17 protein-coding genes and 1 pseudogene are annotated in these 19,003 nt (G+C 72.4%); 9 read left to right on the top strand and 9 right to left on the bottom strand.

Annotated features, from left to right (window positions below; all coding sequences use genetic code 11):
• Nucleotides 1-91: 91 nt before the first annotated feature.
• The 3 genes from ACF1AG_RS18260 to ACF1AG_RS18250 all read right to left on the bottom strand — a co-directional run bounded on the left by ACF1AG_RS18260 (nucleotide 92) and on the right by ACF1AG_RS18250 (nucleotide 3,155).
• Nucleotides 92-1,189 (bottom strand): mechanosensitive ion channel family protein, encoded by a 1,098-nt coding sequence (locus tag ACF1AG_RS18260; RefSeq protein WP_359605006.1) that lies wholly within the window; start codon nucleotides 1,187-1,189, stop codon nucleotides 92-94.
• Between the two features lie 201 nt (nucleotides 1,190-1,390).
• Entirely contained in the window at nucleotides 1,391-2,155 is a 765-nt protein-coding gene (locus tag ACF1AG_RS18255; RefSeq protein ID WP_391810037.1) for a crotonase/enoyl-CoA hydratase family protein, read from the bottom strand.
• 70 nt (nucleotides 2,156-2,225) lie between these two features.
• On the bottom strand, nucleotides 2,226-3,155 hold the full coding sequence (locus tag ACF1AG_RS18250) for a lysylphosphatidylglycerol synthase domain-containing protein (RefSeq protein WP_359605002.1): 930 nt from the start codon (nucleotides 3,153-3,155) through the stop codon (nucleotides 2,226-2,228).
• 147 nt (nucleotides 3,156-3,302) lie between these two features.
• Between ACF1AG_RS18250 and ACF1AG_RS18245 the strand changes: the two are divergent.
• A pseudogene (locus tag ACF1AG_RS18245) lies at nucleotides 3,303-5,182 on the top strand (ABC transporter ATP-binding protein).
• A gap of 419 nt (nucleotides 5,183-5,601) precedes the next feature.
• On the opposite strand, the gene secD reads toward ACF1AG_RS18245, so the two are convergent.
• From secD to ACF1AG_RS18225, 4 genes are all read right to left on the bottom strand, one after another.
• Nucleotides 5,602-7,902: a protein translocase subunit SecD gene (secD, locus tag ACF1AG_RS18240; protein ID WP_391810036.1), complete on the bottom strand. Its 2,301-nt coding sequence runs from the start codon at nucleotides 7,900-7,902 to the stop codon at nucleotides 5,602-5,604.
• A 68-nt stretch (nucleotides 7,903-7,970) separates the two neighbouring features.
• Nucleotides 7,971-8,402, bottom strand: a complete 432-nt coding sequence (locus ACF1AG_RS18235; protein ID WP_359604998.1) for a hypothetical protein — start codon at nucleotides 8,400-8,402, stop codon at nucleotides 7,971-7,973.
• Nucleotides 8,399-9,082, bottom strand: a complete 684-nt coding sequence (locus ACF1AG_RS18230; protein WP_359604996.1) for a response regulator transcription factor — start codon at nucleotides 9,080-9,082, stop codon at nucleotides 8,399-8,401. The genes ACF1AG_RS18235 and ACF1AG_RS18230 overlap by 4 nt, the downstream gene beginning before the upstream one ends.
• Nucleotides 9,079-10,056, bottom strand: a complete 978-nt coding sequence (locus ACF1AG_RS18225; RefSeq protein WP_359604995.1) for a sensor histidine kinase — start codon at nucleotides 10,054-10,056, stop codon at nucleotides 9,079-9,081. Before ACF1AG_RS18225 ends, ACF1AG_RS18230 begins: the two co-directional genes overlap by 4 nt.
• Nucleotides 10,057-10,345: 289 nt before the next feature.
• Between ACF1AG_RS18225 and ACF1AG_RS18220 the strand changes: the two genes are divergently transcribed.
• From ACF1AG_RS18220 to ACF1AG_RS18195, 6 genes are all read left to right on the top strand, one after another.
• A complete protein-coding gene (locus ACF1AG_RS18220) occupies nucleotides 10,346-10,669 on the top strand; it encodes a TraR/DksA C4-type zinc finger protein (RefSeq protein WP_033276337.1) in 324 nt (107 codons plus the stop codon).
• Nucleotides 10,670-10,714: 45 nt separating this feature from the next.
• Nucleotides 10,715-11,083, top strand: a complete 369-nt coding sequence (locus tag ACF1AG_RS18215) for a TraR/DksA C4-type zinc finger protein (protein WP_359604993.1) — start codon at nucleotides 10,715-10,717, stop codon at nucleotides 11,081-11,083.
• On the top strand, nucleotides 11,080-11,883 hold the full coding sequence (locus tag ACF1AG_RS18210) for a rod shape-determining protein (protein ID WP_359604991.1): 804 nt from the start codon (nucleotides 11,080-11,082) through the stop codon (nucleotides 11,881-11,883). The genes ACF1AG_RS18215 and ACF1AG_RS18210 overlap by 4 nt, the downstream gene beginning before the upstream one ends.
• Before the next feature lie 313 nt (nucleotides 11,884-12,196).
• Nucleotides 12,197-12,820, top strand: coding sequence for a hypothetical protein (locus ACF1AG_RS18205; RefSeq protein ID WP_359604989.1), 624 nt, complete (start codon nucleotides 12,197-12,199; stop codon nucleotides 12,818-12,820).
• Nucleotides 12,821-13,057: 237 nt separating this feature from the next.
• Nucleotides 13,058-14,056: a glycoside hydrolase family 11 protein gene (locus ACF1AG_RS18200; RefSeq protein WP_359604988.1), complete on the top strand. Its 999-nt coding sequence runs from the start codon at nucleotides 13,058-13,060 to the stop codon at nucleotides 14,054-14,056.
• Nucleotides 14,057-14,082: 26 nt separating this feature from the next.
• Nucleotides 14,083-15,090, top strand: a complete 1,008-nt coding sequence (locus ACF1AG_RS18195) for a polysaccharide deacetylase family protein (RefSeq protein WP_359604986.1) — start codon at nucleotides 14,083-14,085, stop codon at nucleotides 15,088-15,090.
• Between the two features lie 46 nt (nucleotides 15,091-15,136).
• On the opposite strand, the gene ACF1AG_RS18190 is transcribed toward ACF1AG_RS18195, so the two are convergent.
• Nucleotides 15,137-15,781, bottom strand: coding sequence for a dienelactone hydrolase family protein (locus tag ACF1AG_RS18190; RefSeq protein WP_359604984.1), 645 nt, complete (start codon nucleotides 15,779-15,781; stop codon nucleotides 15,137-15,139).
• 227 nt (nucleotides 15,782-16,008) lie between these two features.
• On the opposite strand from ACF1AG_RS18190, the gene ACF1AG_RS18185 reads away from it, so the two are divergent.
• The gene (locus tag ACF1AG_RS18185; protein ID WP_387795290.1) at nucleotides 16,009-16,287 is read left to right on the top strand and encodes a DUF6343 family protein; all 279 of its coding nucleotides are present in this window, start codon (nucleotides 16,009-16,011) and stop codon (nucleotides 16,285-16,287) included.
• A gap of 243 nt (nucleotides 16,288-16,530) precedes the next feature.
• Here ACF1AG_RS18185 and ACF1AG_RS18180 read toward each other — a convergent pair whose 3' ends face one another.
• On the bottom strand, nucleotides 16,531-17,550 hold the full coding sequence (locus ACF1AG_RS18180; RefSeq protein WP_359604980.1) for a LacI family DNA-binding transcriptional regulator: 1,020 nt from the start codon (nucleotides 17,548-17,550) through the stop codon (nucleotides 16,531-16,533).
• Between the two features lie 138 nt (nucleotides 17,551-17,688).
• On the opposite strand from ACF1AG_RS18180, the gene ACF1AG_RS18175 reads away from it, so the two are divergent.
• Nucleotides 17,689-18,993, top strand: coding sequence for an extracellular solute-binding protein (locus ACF1AG_RS18175; protein WP_359604979.1), 1,305 nt, complete (start codon nucleotides 17,689-17,691; stop codon nucleotides 18,991-18,993).
• Nucleotides 18,994-19,003 lie beyond the last annotated feature (10 nt).

The following is a 19,003-nucleotide window of genomic DNA, read 5'->3' as shown; positions in this document are numbered from 1 at the left end:
GAACGGGGCCCGGGCGGAGACTCGAGAACCCGCCGGAGGCGGGTGCGCCGGGCCGCGGCGGCCGATCCGCGCCACGGCCCGGGGCCGACCGTCAGACCGGCCGCCCGGTGGTCATGTCGTCCACCGCCGCCGACCCGTCCCGCTGGGACGGAATCAGCACCGTCCCCTGCTGAAGGGCGACCGTCCGCGCGGGCGACGGGATCCGGATGCCCTCCTCGCGGTAGCGCCGGTGCAGCCGCTTGATGAACTCGTGCTTGATCCGGTACTGGTCGCTGAACTCCGCCACGCCCAGGATCACGGTGAACCCGATGCGCGAGTCGCCGAAGGTGTGGAACCGCACCGCCGGCTCGTGCTCAGGCACCGCCCCGGTGATCTCGGTCATCACGTCCGCGACGACCTCCTTCGTCACCCGCTCCACGTGTTCCAGGTCGCTGTCGTACGACACGCCGACCTGGACCAGGATGGTGAGCTGCTGCTGGGGCCGCATGAAGTTGGTCATGTTCGTCTTGGCGAGCTGGCCGTTGGGGATGACCACCAGGTTGTTGGACAGCTCACGGACGGTCGTCTGGCGCCAGTTGATGTCCTCGACGTACCCCTCCTCGCCGCTGCTGAGGCGGATGTAGTCGCCCGGCTGCACGGTCTTGGAGGCGAGGATGTGGATGCCCGCGAAAAGGTTCGCGAGCGTGTCCTGGAGCGCCAGCGCCACCGCCAGACCGCCCACGCCGAGGGCGGTGAGCAGCGGGGCGATGGAGATGCCCAGCGTCTGCAGTCCGATGAGGAAGCCGATCGCGAGGACCAGGATCCGGGTGATGTTCACGAAGATCGTCGCCGACCCGGCCACTCCGGACCGGGACTGGGTGACCGAGCGGACCAGGTCCGCCACCACCCGGGCGGTCGCCACGGTCGCGACGAGGATGACCAGCAGGGTCAGCACCTGGTTGGTCGTGTGCTGCACGGCCCGGGTCAGCGGCAGCGCCGCCGCCGCGGAGGCCGCCCCGCCCGCCATGGCCGCCCACGGGGCGACCGTGCGCAGCGCCTCCACCATGATGTCGTCGCCGCGCCAGGCGGTGCGCTCGGCGTGCCGCGCCAGCCAGCGCAGCAGCATGCGGAGCAGGAACGCCGCCAGCAGGCCGGCGGCGAGGGCGATTCCGGCGTGCACCAGATCGTCCACGGTGAGGGAGCGGGTCACCGCCCACCTCCCGGGCACCCCTGGGCCGACGGCCGTCTCTCCTGGGCCGAGAGCCGTATGTGAAGTCGTGTCACGTGAGTCACCTGCTCGAGGTATACGGGATCCACCGGTGCCGCACCCGCGTTGACCTGCGGGGGCACCGTCGCTCATCCTGCCGTATCCAGAAGGGTGTTCGTACCAGCCGGCGCTCCCGCAGCCGTCTCACGACCCGTCGGGCGCCCCGTGCCGCCCCGCCCCGGACGCGAACCGGGCCGCGCCCTCCAGGCTCTCCGCCAACACGGCAGAACCGTGCCGGAGTTCGGCCGCGAGCGCCTCCTCCTCGCCCAGCCCCTCCTGCTCCAGCACCGACGCGCGGTCGGAGCGCAGGCAAGCCTGTGGGAACCGGGCCAGCGACGCCGCCAGTTCCTCCGCCTCCTCGCGGGCCCGCCCCACCGGCACCACCCGGTTGGCGAGCCCCATCGCATGCGCCTCGGCGGCCGGCACCGGACGGCCGGTGAGGATCATGTCCATCGCCCTGCTCGTACCGATCAGCCGGGGCAGCCGCACCGTGCCGCCGTCGATCAGCGGCACGCCCCACCGGCGGCAGAACACACCGAACACGGCGTCCTCCTCGGCCACCCGCAGGTCGCACCAGAGCGCCAGCTCCAGACCGCCCGCCACGGCGTGCCCGGCCACCGCCGCGATCACCGGCTTGGACAGCCGCAGCCGGGTCGGCCCCATCGGCCCGTCGCCGTCCTCGGTCACCCGGTTGGCGCGCTCCGTGCCCAGCGCCTTCAGGTCGGCGCCCGCGCAGAACGTGCCGCCCTCGCCCCACAGCACCGCCGCCCGCGCCTCGTCGTCCGCCTCGAACGCGCGGAAGGCGTCGGCGAGTTCGGCGGCCGTCGGCCCGTCCACCGCGTTGCGCGCCTCGGGGCGGGAGAGCACCACCGTGGTGACGGCTCCCCGGCGTTCGCTCCGTACCGGCATGACAAGGTCCCTTCCGTGAGTGGGACCGGGACCCTACCCGTCCCGCGTACCACCTCACCCGTCCCGCACGTCAGATCACCTTCATCCGCACCAGTGCCGCGAGTGTCAGCGCGCCCGGCAGCAGCGGCAGCCACACCGTGAGCAGCCGGAACACCACCACGACCGCCGTGGCCGGCGCCGCCGCCCCGCCGGCCGCCACCAGCGCCACGACCAGCGCCGCCTCCACGGAGCCGATCCCGCCCGGGGTGGGCACCAGCGCCACCGCCACCGTGGCCGCCAGGTACGCGACCGCCAGATGCGCGGACGGGACCGCGAGACCGAACGCCCGTGCCACCAGGACCAGTACGCCCGCCTGGAGCGCCGGGAAGGCCAGCGCCCCGCCCCACAGCGCCACCGCCCGTGCGGGCCGGGCGTGCACCGAACGCGCCTCGCCCAGCGCCGTCCGCAGGAACCCGGCCACCACCGTCCGCACCCGCCGTACGGCGGTGAGCCCGCCCACCAGCAGCACCAGCACCGCACCCGCCACGAGGAGCGGCCCGACCGGCGCCTCGTCCGGCAGCAGCGACCCGAACGGCAGCGCGTCGGGGAACGTCACCAGCAGCGCGGCAAGCAGCCCCACCCGCCCGACGCTCTCCGCGAGCAGATACAGCGCCAGGGCGGCCGAGGACCGGGCCGTGCTCAGTCCGCACACCGTCATGAACCGCAGGTTGACCGCGCTCGCCCCCAGCCCCGTGGGCAGCAGGTGGTTCGCCGCGCCCGCCGCGAACTGCGTGGCCACCAGCCGCCGTCCGGGCAGCCGTTCGAGCACGGCGCCCTGCCTGGTGCACGCGGCGGCCGGCCAGGTCAGACACGTCAGACCGGCCGCGGCCAGCAGCCACGGCCACCGGGCGGTCGTCACCAGCCCCAGCCCCTCGGCCAGCACTTCCCGCTGTTGTACGGCGACCACGGCCACGAGCAGCAGCGGCAGCACGCACAGCACCCGGCGGATCGTCACCGTCATGTCCACGGAGGATGAACGTCGCGGGCGAACGGAGAGTTGCGGCAAGCCGGATGCGGGGCGACGGCCCCGGCCCGCGGGCCGGGGCGGCGGAACGGGAGCGTCCTTGACCCCAATCATGGTTGAGGTCATAGCGTCTCCGTCATGAGCATGGAGACCACCGCGTGGGCGCAACTGCGCAGCGTCATGACCGCCGAGGACGAGCGCCGGCCCGTCACCCGGGACACCCTGCGCCGCATCGGCGCCTTCGCCCGCCCCCACCGCCGCAAGCTGATCCTGTTCCTGCTGCTCGGCACGGCGACCGCGGCGCTCGCCGTGGCCACGCCCGTGCTCGCCGGGCGGGTGGTCAACACGATCGTGTCCGGCGGCGACCCGGACACGGTGGTGCGTCTGGCGCTGCTGATCGCGCTGATCGCGGTCGTGGAGGCGGCCCTCGGCGTGCTGGGCCGCCGGCTGTCGGCGGCGCTCGGCGAGGATCTCATCCTGGGGCTGCGGACGGCGGTCTTCGACCACGTGCAGCGGATGCCGGTCGCGTTCTTCACACGCACCCGTACGGGCGCGCTCGTCTCCCGTCTCAACAACGACGTCATCGGAGCCCAGCGGGCGTTCAGCTCCACCCTCTCCACCGTGGTCGCCAACGCCGTCACCCTGGTCCTGACCCTCGGCGTGATGCTCACCCTGTCCTGGCAGATCACCCTGCTGGCGCTGGTCCTGCTCCCCGTCTTCGTGATCCCCGCGCGGCGCATGGGCCGCCGGATGGCCGGTCTCCAGCGTGAGGCCGCCACCCTCACGCGGCCATGGGCACGCGGATGACGGAGCGGTTCTCCGCGCCCGGCGCCACCCTGGTGAAGCTGTTCGGGCGGCCCGAGGAGGAGTCCGAGGAGTTCGCGGTACGGGCACGCCGGGTCCGCGACATCGGCGTGCGGACGGCCACCGCCCAGACGGTGTTCATCACTGCCCTCACCCTGGTCTCCGCCCTCGCCCTCGCGCTGGTGTACGGCCTCGGCGGCCGGCTCGCGCTCTCCGGCTCCCTCGACGCAGGCGCGGTCGTCGCCCTCGCCCTGCTGCTCACCCGCCTCTACGCGCCCCTCACCTCCCTGGCCGGGGCGCGGGTGGAGGTCATGAGCGCGCTGGTGAGCTTCGAGCGGGTCTTCGAGGTGCTGGACCTCGACCCGCTGATCCGGGAGAGGCCCGACGCCCGCGAGGTGCCCGAGGGCCCGGTCGCCGTGGAGTTCGACGACGTCCGCTTCGGTTATCCGTCCGCCGACAAGGTCTCCCTCGCCTCCCTGGAGGAGGTCGCCGCTCTCGACACGCGTGGCGGCGAGGAGGTGCTGCACGGTGTCTCCTTCCGCGCCGAACCCGGGCAGACCGTCGCCCTCGTCGGCTCCTCGGGCGCGGGCAAGTCGACCGTCGCCGCGCTGCTGCCACGGCTCTACGACGTCGACGCGGGGGCGGTCCGCGTGGGCGGTGCCGACGTACGGGACCTGAGCGCGGCGTCGCTGCGGGCCACGGTCGGGATGGTGACGCAGGACGGTCACCTCTTCCACGACACGGTCCGCGCCAACCTGCTGCTGGCGCGGCCGGACGCGGGCGAGGAGGAACTGTGGGACGCGTTGCGCCGGGCGCGCCTGGACGCGTTGGTGCGGGCGCTGCCCGACGGGCTCGACACGGTCGTGGGGGAGCGGGGGTACCGGCTGTCGGGCGGGGAGCGGCAGCGGATGACGATCGCGCGGCTGCTGCTGGCACGGCAGCGGGTCGTGGTCCTCGACGAGGCGACGGCCCACCTCGACAACACGTCCGAGGCTGCGGTCCAGGAAGCGCTGGGGGAGGCGCTGGAGGGGAGGACTGCGCTGGTGATCGCGCACCGTCTGTCGACCGTGCGGGCCGCCGACCTGATCCTCGTGGTCGAGGGCGGCCGCGTGGTCGAACGCGGCACCCACGAGGAGCTGCTGGATGCGGGCGGGCGGTACGCGGAGCTGTACCGGACGCAGTTCGAGGAGGAGCACGCGCCGGCGCGGGCCGGCCTGTGACGGGTACGCCCTGGCTGCTCCCGCCGCGACGGACGGGCCGCCGGTGAGGTGGGCGGCCCGTCACGCGGCCGGCGAGGTCAGCGCATCTCCGGCGGGGAATCCCTGAGGGGCCGTGACCGGGGTGATCACGGAGGTGGTCCTGTCCGTCTGCACGTAGCTCGCCGAGTGCTCGACCCCCTCAGGCACGAGGTGCTCGAGTTCGGCCGGGTCGGCCCCGCCTTTTTCTGCAGATGGCCGCAGCCCGCGGTGTGCTGGTGCTGTTCCTGCGCCCAGGGGTGTCCGGCCTGCCGGAGCATCCGGACGACGGCGGCGTTGCCGGCTGCGACCCGCAGTGGGTGGGTTGGCCGACGTGACCTGCCCGACGAACGCACCGACAGGAACGCCGCCGCGGCTCCGGGCCGCGGCGGCGTTCCGCGGTGTTACGAGCGGCGTCCGCTCGTCGCCGTCTGCTCCTTCCGTCCGTCCGGGTCGGCCGGTGCGCGGCGGGACGGGACTCGGCCGCGGGGACGGCCGCCCGTCCTCGCGTCCAGCTCGATCGCGAGGGGGGACGCGGTGAGCACCGAGGAGTACGTGCCGACGACCATCCCGATGAGCAGCGCCAGGGCGAAGTCCGTCAGCGAGTCGCCGCCGAGCAGAGCCAGCGCGGCCAGGATGAAGATCACGCCGATGCCCGTGTTCACCGTCCGCGGCACCGTCTGCAGGATCGCCTGGTTGGTGACCTGCGCCAGCGGGGCCTTCGCGTCCTTGCGCCACAGTTCCCGGATGCGGTCGAAGACCACCACGGAGTCGTTCACCGAGTAGCCGATCACCGTGAGCAGCGCCGCCAGGAACACGCCGTCGACCGGCTTGCCCAGCCAGGCGAAGATGCCGGTGAGGATCACCACGTCGTGCGCCAGCGCGGCCACCGCGCCCGCGCCGAACATCCACCGGAACCGCACGGCGAGATACAGCAGCTGGGCGGTGAGGGCGAGCCCGAGCGCGATCAGCGCGTTGCGCCGCAGCTCGTCGCCGAGGCTCGGGCCGATCAGTTCGTCGCGGACCTTCTCCGCGCCGCCGCCGACCTCGGCGACGGTCTCCTCGACCTTCACCGCCTCCTCGTTGGTCAGCTCCTCGGTGCGCACCGTCAGACCGCTGTCCCCGGAGGTCTGCACGACCGCCTGCGGGAAACCGGCGTCGGCGAGCGCGGCGCGCGCCCGGTCCGGGTCCACGGTCTGCTCGGTGGAGTACTCGATCAGCCGGCCGCCGGTGAACTCCACGCCGAAGTTCAGCCCGCGCACGAAGATGCCCGCGGTGGCGACGGCCAGGACGACCGCGGAGACGGCCAGCCAACGGCGGGGACGCCGCATCAGCTGCGGGTCGCGGCGGGTGAGGTAGGCGCGGACCCGGCCGACGGAGGCAAGACCGGTGACCGCCGGACGCCGGTGCACCCAGCGGCGCGCCACCGCGAACTCGGCGAGCACCCGGGTGATGACCAGGGCGCTGATCATGGACGCCAGCACACCGATGCCGAGCGTGACGCCGAAGCCCTTCACCGGGCCGGACGCCAGCACGAACAGCAGCGCCGCCGCGATCAGCGTGGTCACGTTGGAGTCCGCGATCGCGCTGAACGCGCCCTTGAAACCGGCGGTCAGGGCCGAGCGGCCGCTGGGCCGGTTGCGTTTGGCGTACTCCTCCCGGGCGCGTTCGAAGACCAGCACGTTCGCGTCCACGGCCATGCCGATGGCCAGCACGAAACCGGCGAGGCCGGGCAGCGTCAGCGTCGCGCCGAGGGCGGCGAGACCGGCGTAGGAGATCAGGCCGTAGCAGAGCAGGGCCACGATCGCGAGGAAGCCCATGAGGCGGTAGACGACGAGCACGAACAGCGCCGTGAGGGCGGTGCCGACCACGGCGGCCCAGGCGCTGGCGCGGATGGCCTCGGCGCCCAGCGTCGGGCCGACGGTCCGCTGCTCCACCGTCTCCACCGGCACCGGCAGCGCGCCGCCGTGCACCAGCAGCGCGAGCTCCTTCGCCTCGTCGCTGGTGAACGAGCCGGTGATCTGCGTGGACCCGCCCGTGATGCCCGCGCCGCACGCCACCGACGGGTCGACCTGCGGCGAAGAGATGATCTTGTTGTCGAGGACGATGGCCACCCGGCGCTGCGGGTCGCCCGCCGGGTGGCAGGCGGCCTCACCGGTCAGCCGGGCCCAGCCCTTGGCGTCCTCGAAGTCGACGGTGACGTGCCAGCCGGCGCCGCTCTGCGGGTCGAAGCGGGACTCGGCGCTCTTGACGTCCTGGCCGCTGAGCGCGGCCTTGCCGAGGTGCAGCCGCTCGCCCGACTCGTCGGGCAGCACCCGCTCGCCCTGCGGCGGCTTCGTCGCGTCCCCCGTGCCCGGCCCCTTCACGGGATGCACCGAGAGTTGCGCGGTGCGGCCCAGCACGTCGGCCGCCTTCCGCGGGTCCTGCACGCCCGGCAGCTCGACGATGATCCGCTGGTCGCCGGAGCGGACGATGGTGGGCTCGGCGACGCCGAGGGCGTCGATCCGGCCGCGCAGCACCTCCAGGGTGCGGTCGGTGGCCTCGGCGTCGGCCTCCAGGGTCTCGGTGGAACGGGTCTCCAGCACGATCTGGGTGCCGCCCCGCAGGTCCAGTCCGAGACGGACGGGGACGGTGACGGCGACGAACACGGACACGGCGATCACGGCGAGCGCGAACAACGCCCTGACGCGGGCGGGACGTTTCACAGATGCCTCCAGCAAGGCACACGTGCCCGTCGGCGGGCACGCGGAAAGCGGAAAGAATGGGGGACGGCTCAGGTGCTGGAGGCGCCGGGCGGAGCCCTCCCCAGGTCCGCCGGGACGTGCGCGGCGGCGGGCGGCGCGTGACCGGCCGCGGGAGCGGGGCGCGCGGGCCGGGGCGGGACGCGCGGGGTGTGCGCGGGGGTGAACAGCAGAGGGCCGGCGGCCGTGTCCTGCCTGCCGGTGTCCCGCTCCGGCCGGGCGAGCACCGTACGGGCGGCGACGTACGCCTCGTCACTGTGCGGCTGCGTCCCGGAGGAGTACGTCGGCGTGCCGGGGGACGCCGGGAAGTAGGCGGGAGCGGCCGGGCCGGCCGCGACGGCCGACGCCGGAGCGGAGCCCGAGGTGAAACCGAGGGTCAGCAGCACGGCCGCGAACGCGGCCAGTACGGCAGCGGCGGCTCTCAGCGGAAGCCGGGCGGCACGGCCCGGGGCGCGGGAGGTCAAGGTTCCACGAGCCCTGCGCGGATCGCGTAACGCGTCAGTTCGAGGCGGTCCCGCAGCCCCAGCTTGTGCAGCAGATTCTCCCGGTGCCGCTGCACCGTCTTGACGCTGATGAACAGCAGCTCCGCGATCTCCTTCGACGAGTGGCCCTCGGCGACCAGCTTCAGCACCTCCTCCTCGCGCGGCGTGAGCAACTGCTCGGGCGCCTCCTCGCCGTGCCGCACCCGGTCCAGGTAGTTGCGGATCAGGGCGGTCACCGCCCCCGGGTACAGGAACGGCTCGTCCCGCATCGCCGCCCGGCAGGCGGCGACCAGGTCCCGGTCGGCGACGGACTTCAGGACGTAGCCGCCCGCCCCTGCCTTAAGCGCCTGGAACAGGTACTGCTCGTTGTCGTGCATCGTCAGCATCAGGATGCGCAGCCCCGGCTTCAGCGCGGTCAGCTCCCGCGCCGCCTGGAGACCGGTCAGCCGCGGCATGGCGATGTCCAGCACCGCGAGGTCCACGTCGTGGGTCCGGGCCATGGCGATCGCCTCGGCCCCGTCACCCGCCTCGGCGACCACCTCCAGATCCGGCTCCCGGTCGAGGATGAGCCGGACCCCGCGCCGCACCAGCGCGTGGTCGTCGGCGAGGAGGATGCGGATCCTCTCCGCGGGGCGGTCCGCGTGGATGTCCTGGTCGTTCATGACTGCTTCCTGACGGCCGGCACGGTCAGCCGGATTCGGGTACCGGTTCCTGCGGCGGAGACCTCGTCCGGACTCCGGACGTCCAGAGTGGCCCCGATCAGCAGCGCGCGTTCACGCATTCCGCGAAGTCCCGCGCCCTCACGGGCCGCGCCGATGCCGCGCCCGTCGTCGGCCACCTCCAGTACGACGGTGTCCCCGACGGCGCGCAACGCCACCTCCACCCGGCGGGCCTCGGCATGCCGGGCCGCGTTGGTGAGGCCCTCCTGCGCCACCCGGTAGATCACCAGCTCCGTCTCCTGGTCCAGGGCGGGAAGGTCCGGATCGAAGCGGCGCGCCACACGCAGCCCGGTGTGCGTGGAGAACTCCGTCGTCAGCGACGTCACCGCGCTCACCAGCCCGAGGTCGTCCAGCACCCCGGGGCGCAGCCGGCGCACCAGCCGCCGCACCTCGTCCAGACTGCCCCGGGTGATCTCCTGCGCCTGCAGCAGCTCCTCACGCAGCGGCTCGGACGCCTCGTCGGACGCCCGCTTCAGGGCCAGCAGCACGGCCGTCATGCTCTGCCCCACCTCGTCGTGCAGCTCCTGGGCGATACGACGCCGCTCACCCTCCTGGGCGAGGATCGCGCGGGCGCTGCTCGCGGCGCGTTCCCCCTCGAGGCGCTCCAGCATCGCGTTGAAGGTGCTCACCAGCTCGGCCACCTCGCCGCCGCCCCGCACGGGCAGCCGCTGGCCGGGGCGCAGCAGGTCGACGGTGGTCATCAGCCGGGTCACGCGGTCCAGCGGGGCGAGTCCGATGCGCAGCAGCGCCGCGTTGGCGACGAGCATCACGACGAGACCGCCGACGAGGATCACCGCCTCCGTCAGCAGCACCGGCACGGACACGGTCACCGGAGCCCACAGCAGCAGCGCCGTGGCGCTGCCGAGCACCACGGCGTTCAGACCGAAGATCCGCCAGTACAGGGACACGGAGGTCACGCCTTCCTCTTTCTTGTCTGCCTCTACTGTCGGTCACCGCGGCCCCTGATGCGGCAGCGACCCCCTGTCCCGGGCGGACACCGGCCAGCCTGCCCCGCCCGCCCCCGCCGGGTCGATGGGCCCCACAGCCCATTTCCCGTCGGCCGGCGGACCCATGCCGCACGGGGTGGGTCCTCGGACCCCGCGGAGATGGGTCCCGCGCCCAATGGGAAGACGGGCCGGCCCGGGCCATGGTGGAAGCGTCATCCCGTACATCTCCCACGTCACCCATGCCCTCCAGGAGGAACACGTGTCGCTCGACCTGCCCCGCACCGACCCCCGTGCCGCGAACCTCGCCGCGGACGAGGTCCGCCGGCGTCTGGAGCACGCCCGAACGACCAGGCTCGCCCAGCTCAAGGCGCTGGACGAAACCGGGGCCGCCCCGGGCGACCACCTGATGTCCAACCAGAAGGACGCCATCAAGCGGGTCCTCCAAGAGATCGACGAGGCATTCGCACGCGTGGAGGACGGCAGCTACGGCACCTGCCTGGGCTGCTCGAAGCCGGTACCGCCGGAGCGGCTGGAGATCCTGCCGCACACCCGGTACTGCGTCGGCTGCCAGCGCGCGGCCTGACCCACACCTGCACGTCCGTCCGCCCCGCTCTGCCCGAGAGGTGCAGTGGTGACCCATCAGACCATCGGCGAGCACGACGAGATCCTCAGCGCCGAGGACCTCGCCGCGCTCCGCGAGAACCTGCACGAGCAGCTGCTGTTCCGCCGCGAACAGCTGCGGCAGTTCGCCACGGTGAGCCGCGCCGACGACCGCCGCGTGCGCGATGACGCCGCGCAGGTCGAGGTCGGCGTCAAGCTCGCCGCGTCGGCCCGTATGGTGCTCGCCGACGTCGAGGAGGCGCTGTCCCGGATGGACTCCGGGACGTACGGCGTCTGTCACCTCTGCCGCCGCCCGGTGGAGCGCCACCGCCTGCTGATAGTTCCCCAGGCCCGCTACTGCGGGCGCTGCCAGCAGGTGCGCGAGGCCGGCCGGTGACCGTGATCCGGCACCCCCGGCCGGCTCCCGTACGGCACCGGCACTGGCCGCTGTGCAGGCGCTGCTCAGGTCTCGCTCTCGACCTGGGCAGCGCCCGCACCCGCGCGTTCGTCACCGGACGGGGCATGGTCCTGGACGTGCCCACGGTCACGTTCCCCGGCTCGGGCGCCGTCCATCCCGTCCAGCGCGGCACCATCGTCGACACCCCCGGCACCGCACGCATGCTGGAGCGGCTGCTCGGCCACCGCCTGCCGCGGATCGGCCGCCCGCTGGTCGTCGTCACCTCGCCGGTGCTGGGCGGTCCCGCGTACCGCGCCGCGGCCCGTACGGCCGTCGAGGTGCTCCGCCCGCGTGCCGTCCTGACGGTCCCCGGCGCGCGGGCGGTCGCCCTGGCCGCCGGCGCCGACCACGTCCGGCCGCTGCTGGTGGTCGACATCGGCGCGCACCTCACCGAGGTGGTGCTGCTCGCCGACGGCGCGGTCACCGACGCCCGGCGCACCGCCCTGGGCACCGCGGACCTGTCCGACGGCACGCCGGGGGAGCTGATCACGGAGGCGGTGATCGGCATGGTGACGGAGATGCTGCGCCAGGACCGCACCTCCCTGACCCGCACCGCGCTGCGCCGTGGCGTGCTGCTGGCCGGCGGGGGAGCACTGCGCCCCGACATCACCGGCGGACTGCCGGGCGGTCTCAACTGCGCGGTGCAGCCAGTGCCGTCCCCGCACACCGCCGCCGTCCGCGGCGCCGCGGGACTGCTGACCGCCGCGCACCGGCATCCGTCGGCCGACGGCGTCCTCTGACCGGCCTGAACCTGTCCGACCGGCTTGCGCCGGGCCGGACCTTGCCCGCACGACCGGCTTGCGCCGGACCGATCTTCCCTCACCCGACCGGCCTGTGCCGGACCGACCTCCACCCTCCCGACCGGCTTGTGTCCGGCCGACCTCGCCCGGCCGGACCCGACCGACCGTTGCCAGCTGGACCGCCCCCGACCTGTTGCAGGCGAACTACCCCGGCCGACCCGTCGCCGACTGAACCGCCCCGGATCCGTGGCCGGCCGAACTGCCCCCGGCCGGCCCACCTTCGCCTGTGACCGCTACCGGAAGGAGATGTGACGTGGCGGGCACCGTACCCGCGCCGCAGCCGCCCCCCGGACCGCCGCCGCGCCCGCTGTTCTGGCCCTGGCGTCCCAACCCGCTGCGCCGCCGCACCGACACCGCGCGGGCCTGGCTGGGGCTCGGCGTGCTGCTCGCCGTTCTGGCCGTGGCGCCCCTGGCAGGCGCCCTGGTGGGTGACGCCGCCCACCGCCACTACCAGGACGTCGCACGTCACCAGCAGCAGACACGCCACCTCACCGACGCGACCCTCCTCCACGACGCGCCCCGGCACCCGGAGCCGGGCTCGGACGAGGAGAAGAAGACGCGCTACCCGGTCGAGGTCCGGGTCGTCACCCGGGAGGGACGGACCCGAACCACCCGCGCGGAGGTCGCGCCCGGACTGACCGCCGACAGCGTCGTCTCCATCTGGATCGACTCCGACGGCGAGGCGACCGACGCGCCCCTGACCGGCAAGGAGGTCCGCAGTCGAGCCGCGGGCTGGGCGCTGCTCACCGCGATCGGCGTGGCCCTGGTCGGCGCCGCCGTGCACGCCGTCACCGGCTTCGTGCTGCACCGCCGCAACCTCGCCCGCTGGGCCGCCGCCTGGGCGGAGACGGCCCCGCGCTGGACGACTCCGACGTGAGGCGAAAGTTTCGTAAGCCCTTGATCGATCTTCGATGAGAAGCTGAGCAGACCGCCACTGTTTCACAACTCAAGTACTCGTACAGGCGGCGTGAACTGGCAGGACAGCGGAGCGTCACGATCTTCGGTCACGCGAACTTTTCGAAACTCTCACCGAAACTGTTGACGGTTGACGCGCTCAGACCAACACTGTCACGGCATCGACCTCCCCATCGAGCCGTAACAGGAGGCGTCACCCATGCATGTGTCCGTTCCCTCCGGCGGCCGCAGACGCGGCCGACTGATCATGAGCGTGAAGAGCGTCTGGACGATCGCTCTCGCCGCGCTCACCGCACTGCTCCTCACCACCGGCACCGCGACCGCCGCCCCCGTCATCTCCACCAACCAGACCGGCACCAACAACGGCTGGTGGTACTCCTTCTGGACCGACGCCCAGGGCACGGTCTCCATGGACCTGGGCTCCGGCGGCAGCTACAGCACCCAGTGGCGGAACACCGGCAACTTCGTGGCGGGCAAGGGCTGGAGCACCGGCGGCCGCAAGACCGTCAACTACTCCGGCAGCTTCAACCCGTCCGGCAACGCGTACCTGACGCTGTACGGCTGGACCACCAGCCCGCTGATCGAGTACTACATCGTCGACAACTGGGGCACCTACCGGCCCACGGGTGAGTACAAGGGCACCGTCACCACCGACGGCGGTACCTACGACATCTACAAGACCACCCGGTACAACGCCCCCTCCATCGAAGGCACCCGCACCTTCGACCAGTACTGGAGCGTCCGCCAGCAGAAGCGCACCGGCGGCACCATCACGAGCGGCAACCACTTCGACGCCTGGGCCGGCAAGGGCATGAACCTGGGCAACCACAACTACATGATCATGGCGACCGAGGGCTACCAGAGCTCCGGCAGCTCCAACATCACCGTGAGCGAGGGCTCCGGTGGTGGCGGTGGCGGTGGCGGTGGCAACGGCGGCTGCACCGCGACCCTGTCGGCCGGCCAGCAGTGGGGCGACCGCTACAACCTCAACGTCTCGGTGAGCGGCTCCAGCAACTGGACCGTGACCATGCGGGTCCCGTCCCCCGCCAAGGTCTCCTCCACCTGGAACGTGACCGCTTCCTACCCCGACAGCCAGACCCTCGTCGCCAGGCCCAACGGCAACGGCAACAACTGGGGCGCGACGATCCAGACCAACGGCAACTGGAACTGGCCGTCGGTGTCCTGCAGCGCAGGCTGATTCCCGCACGAGGAGGACCCCCACACATGAGCACCGGAAAGCGCCGGCCCGTCTCCCGGTACCTGGCACCGGGTGTGGCCGCCGCCGCACTGACCGTGGCCGCCACCGTGACCACGGGCGTCGGCGCCGCCCCCGCCGAGGCGGCCGCCTGCAACGGGTACGTCGCCCTCACCTTCGACGACGGCCCGTCGGCCGGCAGCACCATGAACCTGCTCAACGCGCTGAAGCAGAACGGCCTGCGGGCCACCATGTTCAACACGGGCCAGAACGCCGCCGCCAACCCCTCGCTGGTCAAGGCCCAGGTGGACGCGGGGATGTGGGTCGCCAACCACAGCTACACCCACCCGCACATGACCCAGCTGAGCCAGGCCCAGATGGAGTCGGAGATCTCCCGCACCCAGCAGGCGATCGCGAGCGCCGGGGGCGGAACACCCAAGCTGTTCCGTCCACCCTACGGCGAGACCAACTCCACCCTGCGTTCGGTGGAGGCCAAGTACGGTCTGACGGAGGTCATCTGGGACGTCGACTCGCAGGACTGGAACAACGCGAGCACCGACGCCATCGTTCAGGCGGCCTCCCGCCTGAACAACGGGCAGGTCATCCTGATGCACGACTGGCCGGCGAACACCATCGCCGCCATCCCGCGGATCGCGCAGAACCTCGCCTCCCGCGGGCTGTGCGCCGGCATGATCTCCCCGCAGACCGGCCGCGCGGTCGCCCCCGACGGCTCCGGCGGCGGGGGAGGGGACGGCGGAGGCGGCGGCAACGGCTCCTGCACCGCCACCCTGTCCGCGGGCAGCATCTGGGGCGACCGGTACAACCTCAACGTCGCGGTGAACGGCTCCGGCAACTGGACCGTGACGATGAACGTCCCGTCCCCGGCGAGGGTGTTGAGCACCTGGAACGTCACCACCTCCTATCCCAGCAGCCAGACGCTCGTCGCCCGGCCGAACGGGAGCGGGAACAACTGGGGGGTGACGATCCAGACCAACGGCAACTGGAACTGGCCCACGGTCTCCTGCAGCACCAGCTGAGCACCACGGGCGAGCCGCGTCGGCCTTCCGACGCGGCTCGCCGCACTCACCCCAGGCGCTCGGTGAACCACCCGGCGGCCAGCTCCGCGACCCGCTCCAGCGCGCCCGGCTCGCCGAACAGATGCGTGGCACCCGGCACCACGTCCAGCCGGTGCGGCGCGGACAGCCGCCGCGCGGCCTCGCGGTTCAGGTCCAGCACCTGCGTGTCCGCACCGCCCACCACCAGCAGCACCGGGCACGCCACCAGGGGCAGCGCGTCGCCCGCCAGGTCGGGGCGCCCGCCCCGCGAGACGACCGCCGACACCCGCCGCGGCCGCTCCGTCGCCGCGACGAGCGCCGCCGCCGCTCCGGTACTGGCCCCGAACAGTCCGACCGGCAGGTCCACCGCGTCCGTCCGGTCCTCCAGCCAGTCCACGGTGTTTGCCAGGCGACCCGCCAGCAGACCGATGTCGAAACGGTGCCGTCCCGTCGCCGCGTCCTCGTCCTCCTCCGCCGCGGTCAGCAGGTCGAGCAGCAGCGTGCCGAACCCCGCCCTGCGCAGCACCCCGGCAACGGCCCGGTTGCGCGGGCTGAGCCGCGAACTGCCGCTGCCGTGGGCGAACAGCACCACACCGCGCGCCCCCACGGGAATCTCCAGATCACCGCGCAGGGCCGCCGCACCCGACGGAACCGTCACCGACGCGCTCACCATGCCCGGCCACCTCCTCCGGCCACTCCGGTCCGGCGCACCGGGTACCCGTGCGGGGCGTATCGAGACGGGCCCCCGGTTACCCGGCCGGGGCGTATCGGGACGGGGCCCGGTTTGCCGCCCACGACCGGGGCTACCCGGCCCGGAGGACGAGGCGAAGGAGGTGCGCGGACGTGCGCGACAGCCGTACCGGACCGGGCCGCGAGCCGGTCTCCCGTGCCCGCTCGGGCATGGTCGGCCGCAGGTACCCACGGACCGGCACCGAGCCGGTCACCGCGCGCAGCCCGCTGAAGCTGCGGCTGCTGCTGGCGTCCGTCTTCCTGCCGCTCTTCGTCGCGGGCACCGTGCTGTTCGCCGTGTGGGCGGCGGGATCGAACGAGGGCGACAGCCCCGGCAGCGGCCCACTGACGCTTCTCGCCGTGGTCTGCGGCGTGCTCGCCCTGACGGCCGCGCTGGACCTCGGTGTCGTACTGCGCCGCCTGCGCCGGGAGCGGAGTGCTACGGACTGACCCCCGCCTGTCTCCGGCGAGCGGCGCGCTGTCGTTCGCGGCGCGGTCCCGCACCGAAGCCGGCTGAGCAGGGGCTCTGCTGCGACTGCACGGCGTCCCGGCCGCGACGGCCGCGCTCGACCCCCGCGACCTCGCGTCGCGACGCCCGCTCCGTGCGCGGGCGGCCCATTCCGTGCGCGGGCGATTCGCTCCGTGCGCGGGCGACCCGCTCCGTGCGCGGGCGACCTACTCCGGGCTGCCGTCTCAGCCGTCCAGCACCGCGGTGCTCTGCCGCACCACCAGGTGCGTGGCCAGCTCGATCCGCTGGGCCGACGCCCCCGGGTCGTCCGGGCGCAGCAGCATGCGGGAGGCCTCCTCCGCCATGTGCCGCAGTGGCTGGTGGACCGTGGTGAGCGGTGGGCTGGACCACTGGGCGAGCGGTACGTCGTCATAGCCGACCACCGACAGGTCCTCGGGCACCCGCAGCCCCTTCACGCGGGCCGCTTCCAGCACGCCCAGCGCCTGGAGGTCGCTGCCCGCGAAGATCGCCGTGGGCCGGTCGGGGCCCTCCAGCAGCTCCATGGCCTGCTCGAAACCGCCCTGCACATGGAAGTCGCCGAAGCGGGTCAGCCGCGGGTCGACGTCCAGGCCTGCCATCGCCATGGCCGATCGGTAGCCGTCGAGGCGCGCGAGCGAGCACAGCATGTCGTTGGGGCCGGTGATGATGGCGATGCGCCGGTGGCCGCGCTCGGTGAGGTGGCGGGTGGCGGCGAGGCCGCCTGCCCAGTTGGCGGAGCCGACCGAGGGCACGTCCGGGTCGGGGTCGCCCGCCGGGTCGATGACGACGAACGGTATGGCCGCCGCCCGCAGTTGACGCTTGATGTCCTCGGGCAGGGTGGAGAAGACCAGCACCACGCCGAGCGGCCGGCGCTGCAACACGCCCGGCAGCCAGTCCGGGTCGGGGGTGTGCCGGGTGCCGCTCTCGGTGAGCACGACCGTCGCACGATTTTCCTTTGCGACGTTCTCCACGCCCCGTATCAGCTCCATCGCCCACACGCTCTCCAGCTCGTGGAACACGATCTCGATGAGCGGATAGCGGGCGGCGGGCTGCACGCGCCGCCGGTAGCCGTGCAGGTCCAGCAGCTTCTCCACCTTCGCACGCGTCGCACGTGAGACGTCCGAACGGCCGTTGAGCACCTTCGAAACTGTCGGCATCGAAACCCCGGCCTCTTTCGCTACCGCAGCCAGGGTGACACGCCCGTTCGCCTCGTCGTCTTCACGCATACCCGCAGGATAGAGCACCGCGTGTCGATAACGTTTCGGGCGAGTTGCGACCCGACCGTTGACCCCAACTCCCGTCTGACCTACTGTCCCTCGGCATGGACTTTCGGCGATGAAGCCGAAACTTTCGAAAGGCGAACGATGAAGACACGTGCGCGCTTGCCCAGACTGATCGCCACCGGTGCGACGCTCGCCCTGGCCCTGAGCCTGTCCGCCTGCGGTGACGGCAACGGCGGGGCGTCGGCGGACGACGGCAAGATTCATATTCTTGTCTACGGGGACGCCACCAACAAGATCGAGAAGCAGATCGTCGACAAGTTCAACGAGACGTCCGACGTCAAGGCGGTCCTCGACACCATCCCCGGTGCCGATTACCAGAAGAAGCTTCAGACGATCATCAGCACCCCGCAGGCCCCGGACGTCTTCTTCAACTGGGGCGGCGGCAGCATCAAGCCCTTCGTCAAGGCCGACCTGCTGCTCCCGCTGGACGACTTCATCAAGAAGAACCCGGAGCTGGAGAGCAAGTTCCTCCCGTCCGTCTTCAACAACGCCGTCGTCGACGGCAAGCCGTACGGCATCCCGATGCGCGGCACGCAGCCGGTCCTGCTGTTCCACAACAAGAACGTCCTCAAGAAGGCCGGCGTCCAGCCGCCGAAGACCTGGGACGAGCTGCTCAACGCCGTGGAGGCGCTGAAGGACGAGGGCGTCACCCCGATCGCGCTCGGCGGCGGCGACGTCTGGCCCACCCAGATGTGGTTCCAGTACCTCTTCGACCGCATAGCCGGCCCGGAGCTCTTCGCCAAGGCCATCGAGGGCGACAAGAGCGCCTGGGAGGCCCCGGAGAGCAAGAAGGCCCTGAAGATGATCAGGGAGCTCGTCGACGCGGGCGCCTTCGGCAAGAACTACGACTCCGTCAAGTACACCAACGGCGGTTCGGTCGCGCTGGTCGCCCAGGGCAAGGCCGGCTTCGAACTGATGGGCTCCTGGTACTACTCCCAGCAGCTCACCGACCACCCGGACTTCGCGGAGAAGGGCCTCGGCTACTCCGCCTTCCCGACCGTCGCGGGCGGCAAGGGCGACCCGAAGAACGTCGCCGGCAACACCAACAACTACTACTCGGTGCTGAAGAAGACCAAGCACCCCGAGGCCGTCGCCAAGTTCCTCGAGCTGATGTACTCCGACGAGTTCGTCAAGGCGCAGCTCGACGTCGGCAACCTCACCACCACCACGAACACCGACGAGTTCATCGAGACGTCCGCGACGCCCGAGTACTCCCGCTTCCAGTACGACCTGGTCGCCAACGCCCCGTCGTTCCAGCTCTCCTGGGACCAGGCGTACCCGCAGTCGGCGGCCTCGGACATGCACAAGGCCATCCAGCAGTTCTTCAACGGACAGCTCGACGCGGACGGCTTCATCAAGGCCATGCAGGCCCTCCCGACCGAGTGACGAACGGCTC

Origin of the sequence: Streptomyces sp. NPDC014764 (assembly GCF_043082785.1) — a bacterium.
GTDB classification, from domain to species: domain Bacteria; phylum Actinomycetota; class Actinomycetes; order Streptomycetales; family Streptomycetaceae; genus Streptomyces; species Streptomyces althioticus.
This window is presented reverse-complemented; position numbering and strand designations above follow the sequence as displayed.

Excerpts from the sequence above, each read along its gene's own strand:
- ACF1AG_RS18255 (WP_391810037.1), bottom strand. The coding sequence starts at position 2,155 with ATGCCGGTACGGAGCGAACGCCGGGGAGCCGTCACCACGGTGGTGCTC.
- ACF1AG_RS18250 (WP_359605002.1), bottom strand. The coding sequence starts at position 3,155 with ATGACGGTGACGATCCGCCGGGTGCTGTGCGTGCTGCCGCTGCTGCTC.
- ACF1AG_RS18230 (WP_359604996.1), bottom strand. The coding sequence starts at position 9,082 with ATGAACGACCAGGACATCCACGCGGACCGCCCCGCGGAGAGGATCCGC.
- ACF1AG_RS18200 (WP_359604988.1), top strand. The coding sequence starts at position 13,058 with ATGCATGTGTCCGTTCCCTCCGGCGGCCGCAGACGCGGCCGACTGATC.
- ACF1AG_RS18195 (WP_359604986.1), top strand. The coding sequence starts at position 14,083 with ATGAGCACCGGAAAGCGCCGGCCCGTCTCCCGGTACCTGGCACCGGGT.
- ACF1AG_RS18190 (WP_359604984.1), bottom strand. The coding sequence starts at position 15,781 with ATGGTGAGCGCGTCGGTGACGGTTCCGTCGGGTGCGGCGGCCCTGCGC.
- ACF1AG_RS18185 (WP_387795290.1), top strand. The coding sequence starts at position 16,009 with ATGGTCGGCCGCAGGTACCCACGGACCGGCACCGAGCCGGTCACCGCG.
- ACF1AG_RS18180 (WP_359604980.1), bottom strand. The coding sequence starts at position 17,550 with ATGCGTGAAGACGACGAGGCGAACGGGCGTGTCACCCTGGCTGCGGTA.
- ACF1AG_RS18175 (WP_359604979.1), top strand. The coding sequence starts at position 17,689 with ATGAAGACACGTGCGCGCTTGCCCAGACTGATCGCCACCGGTGCGACG.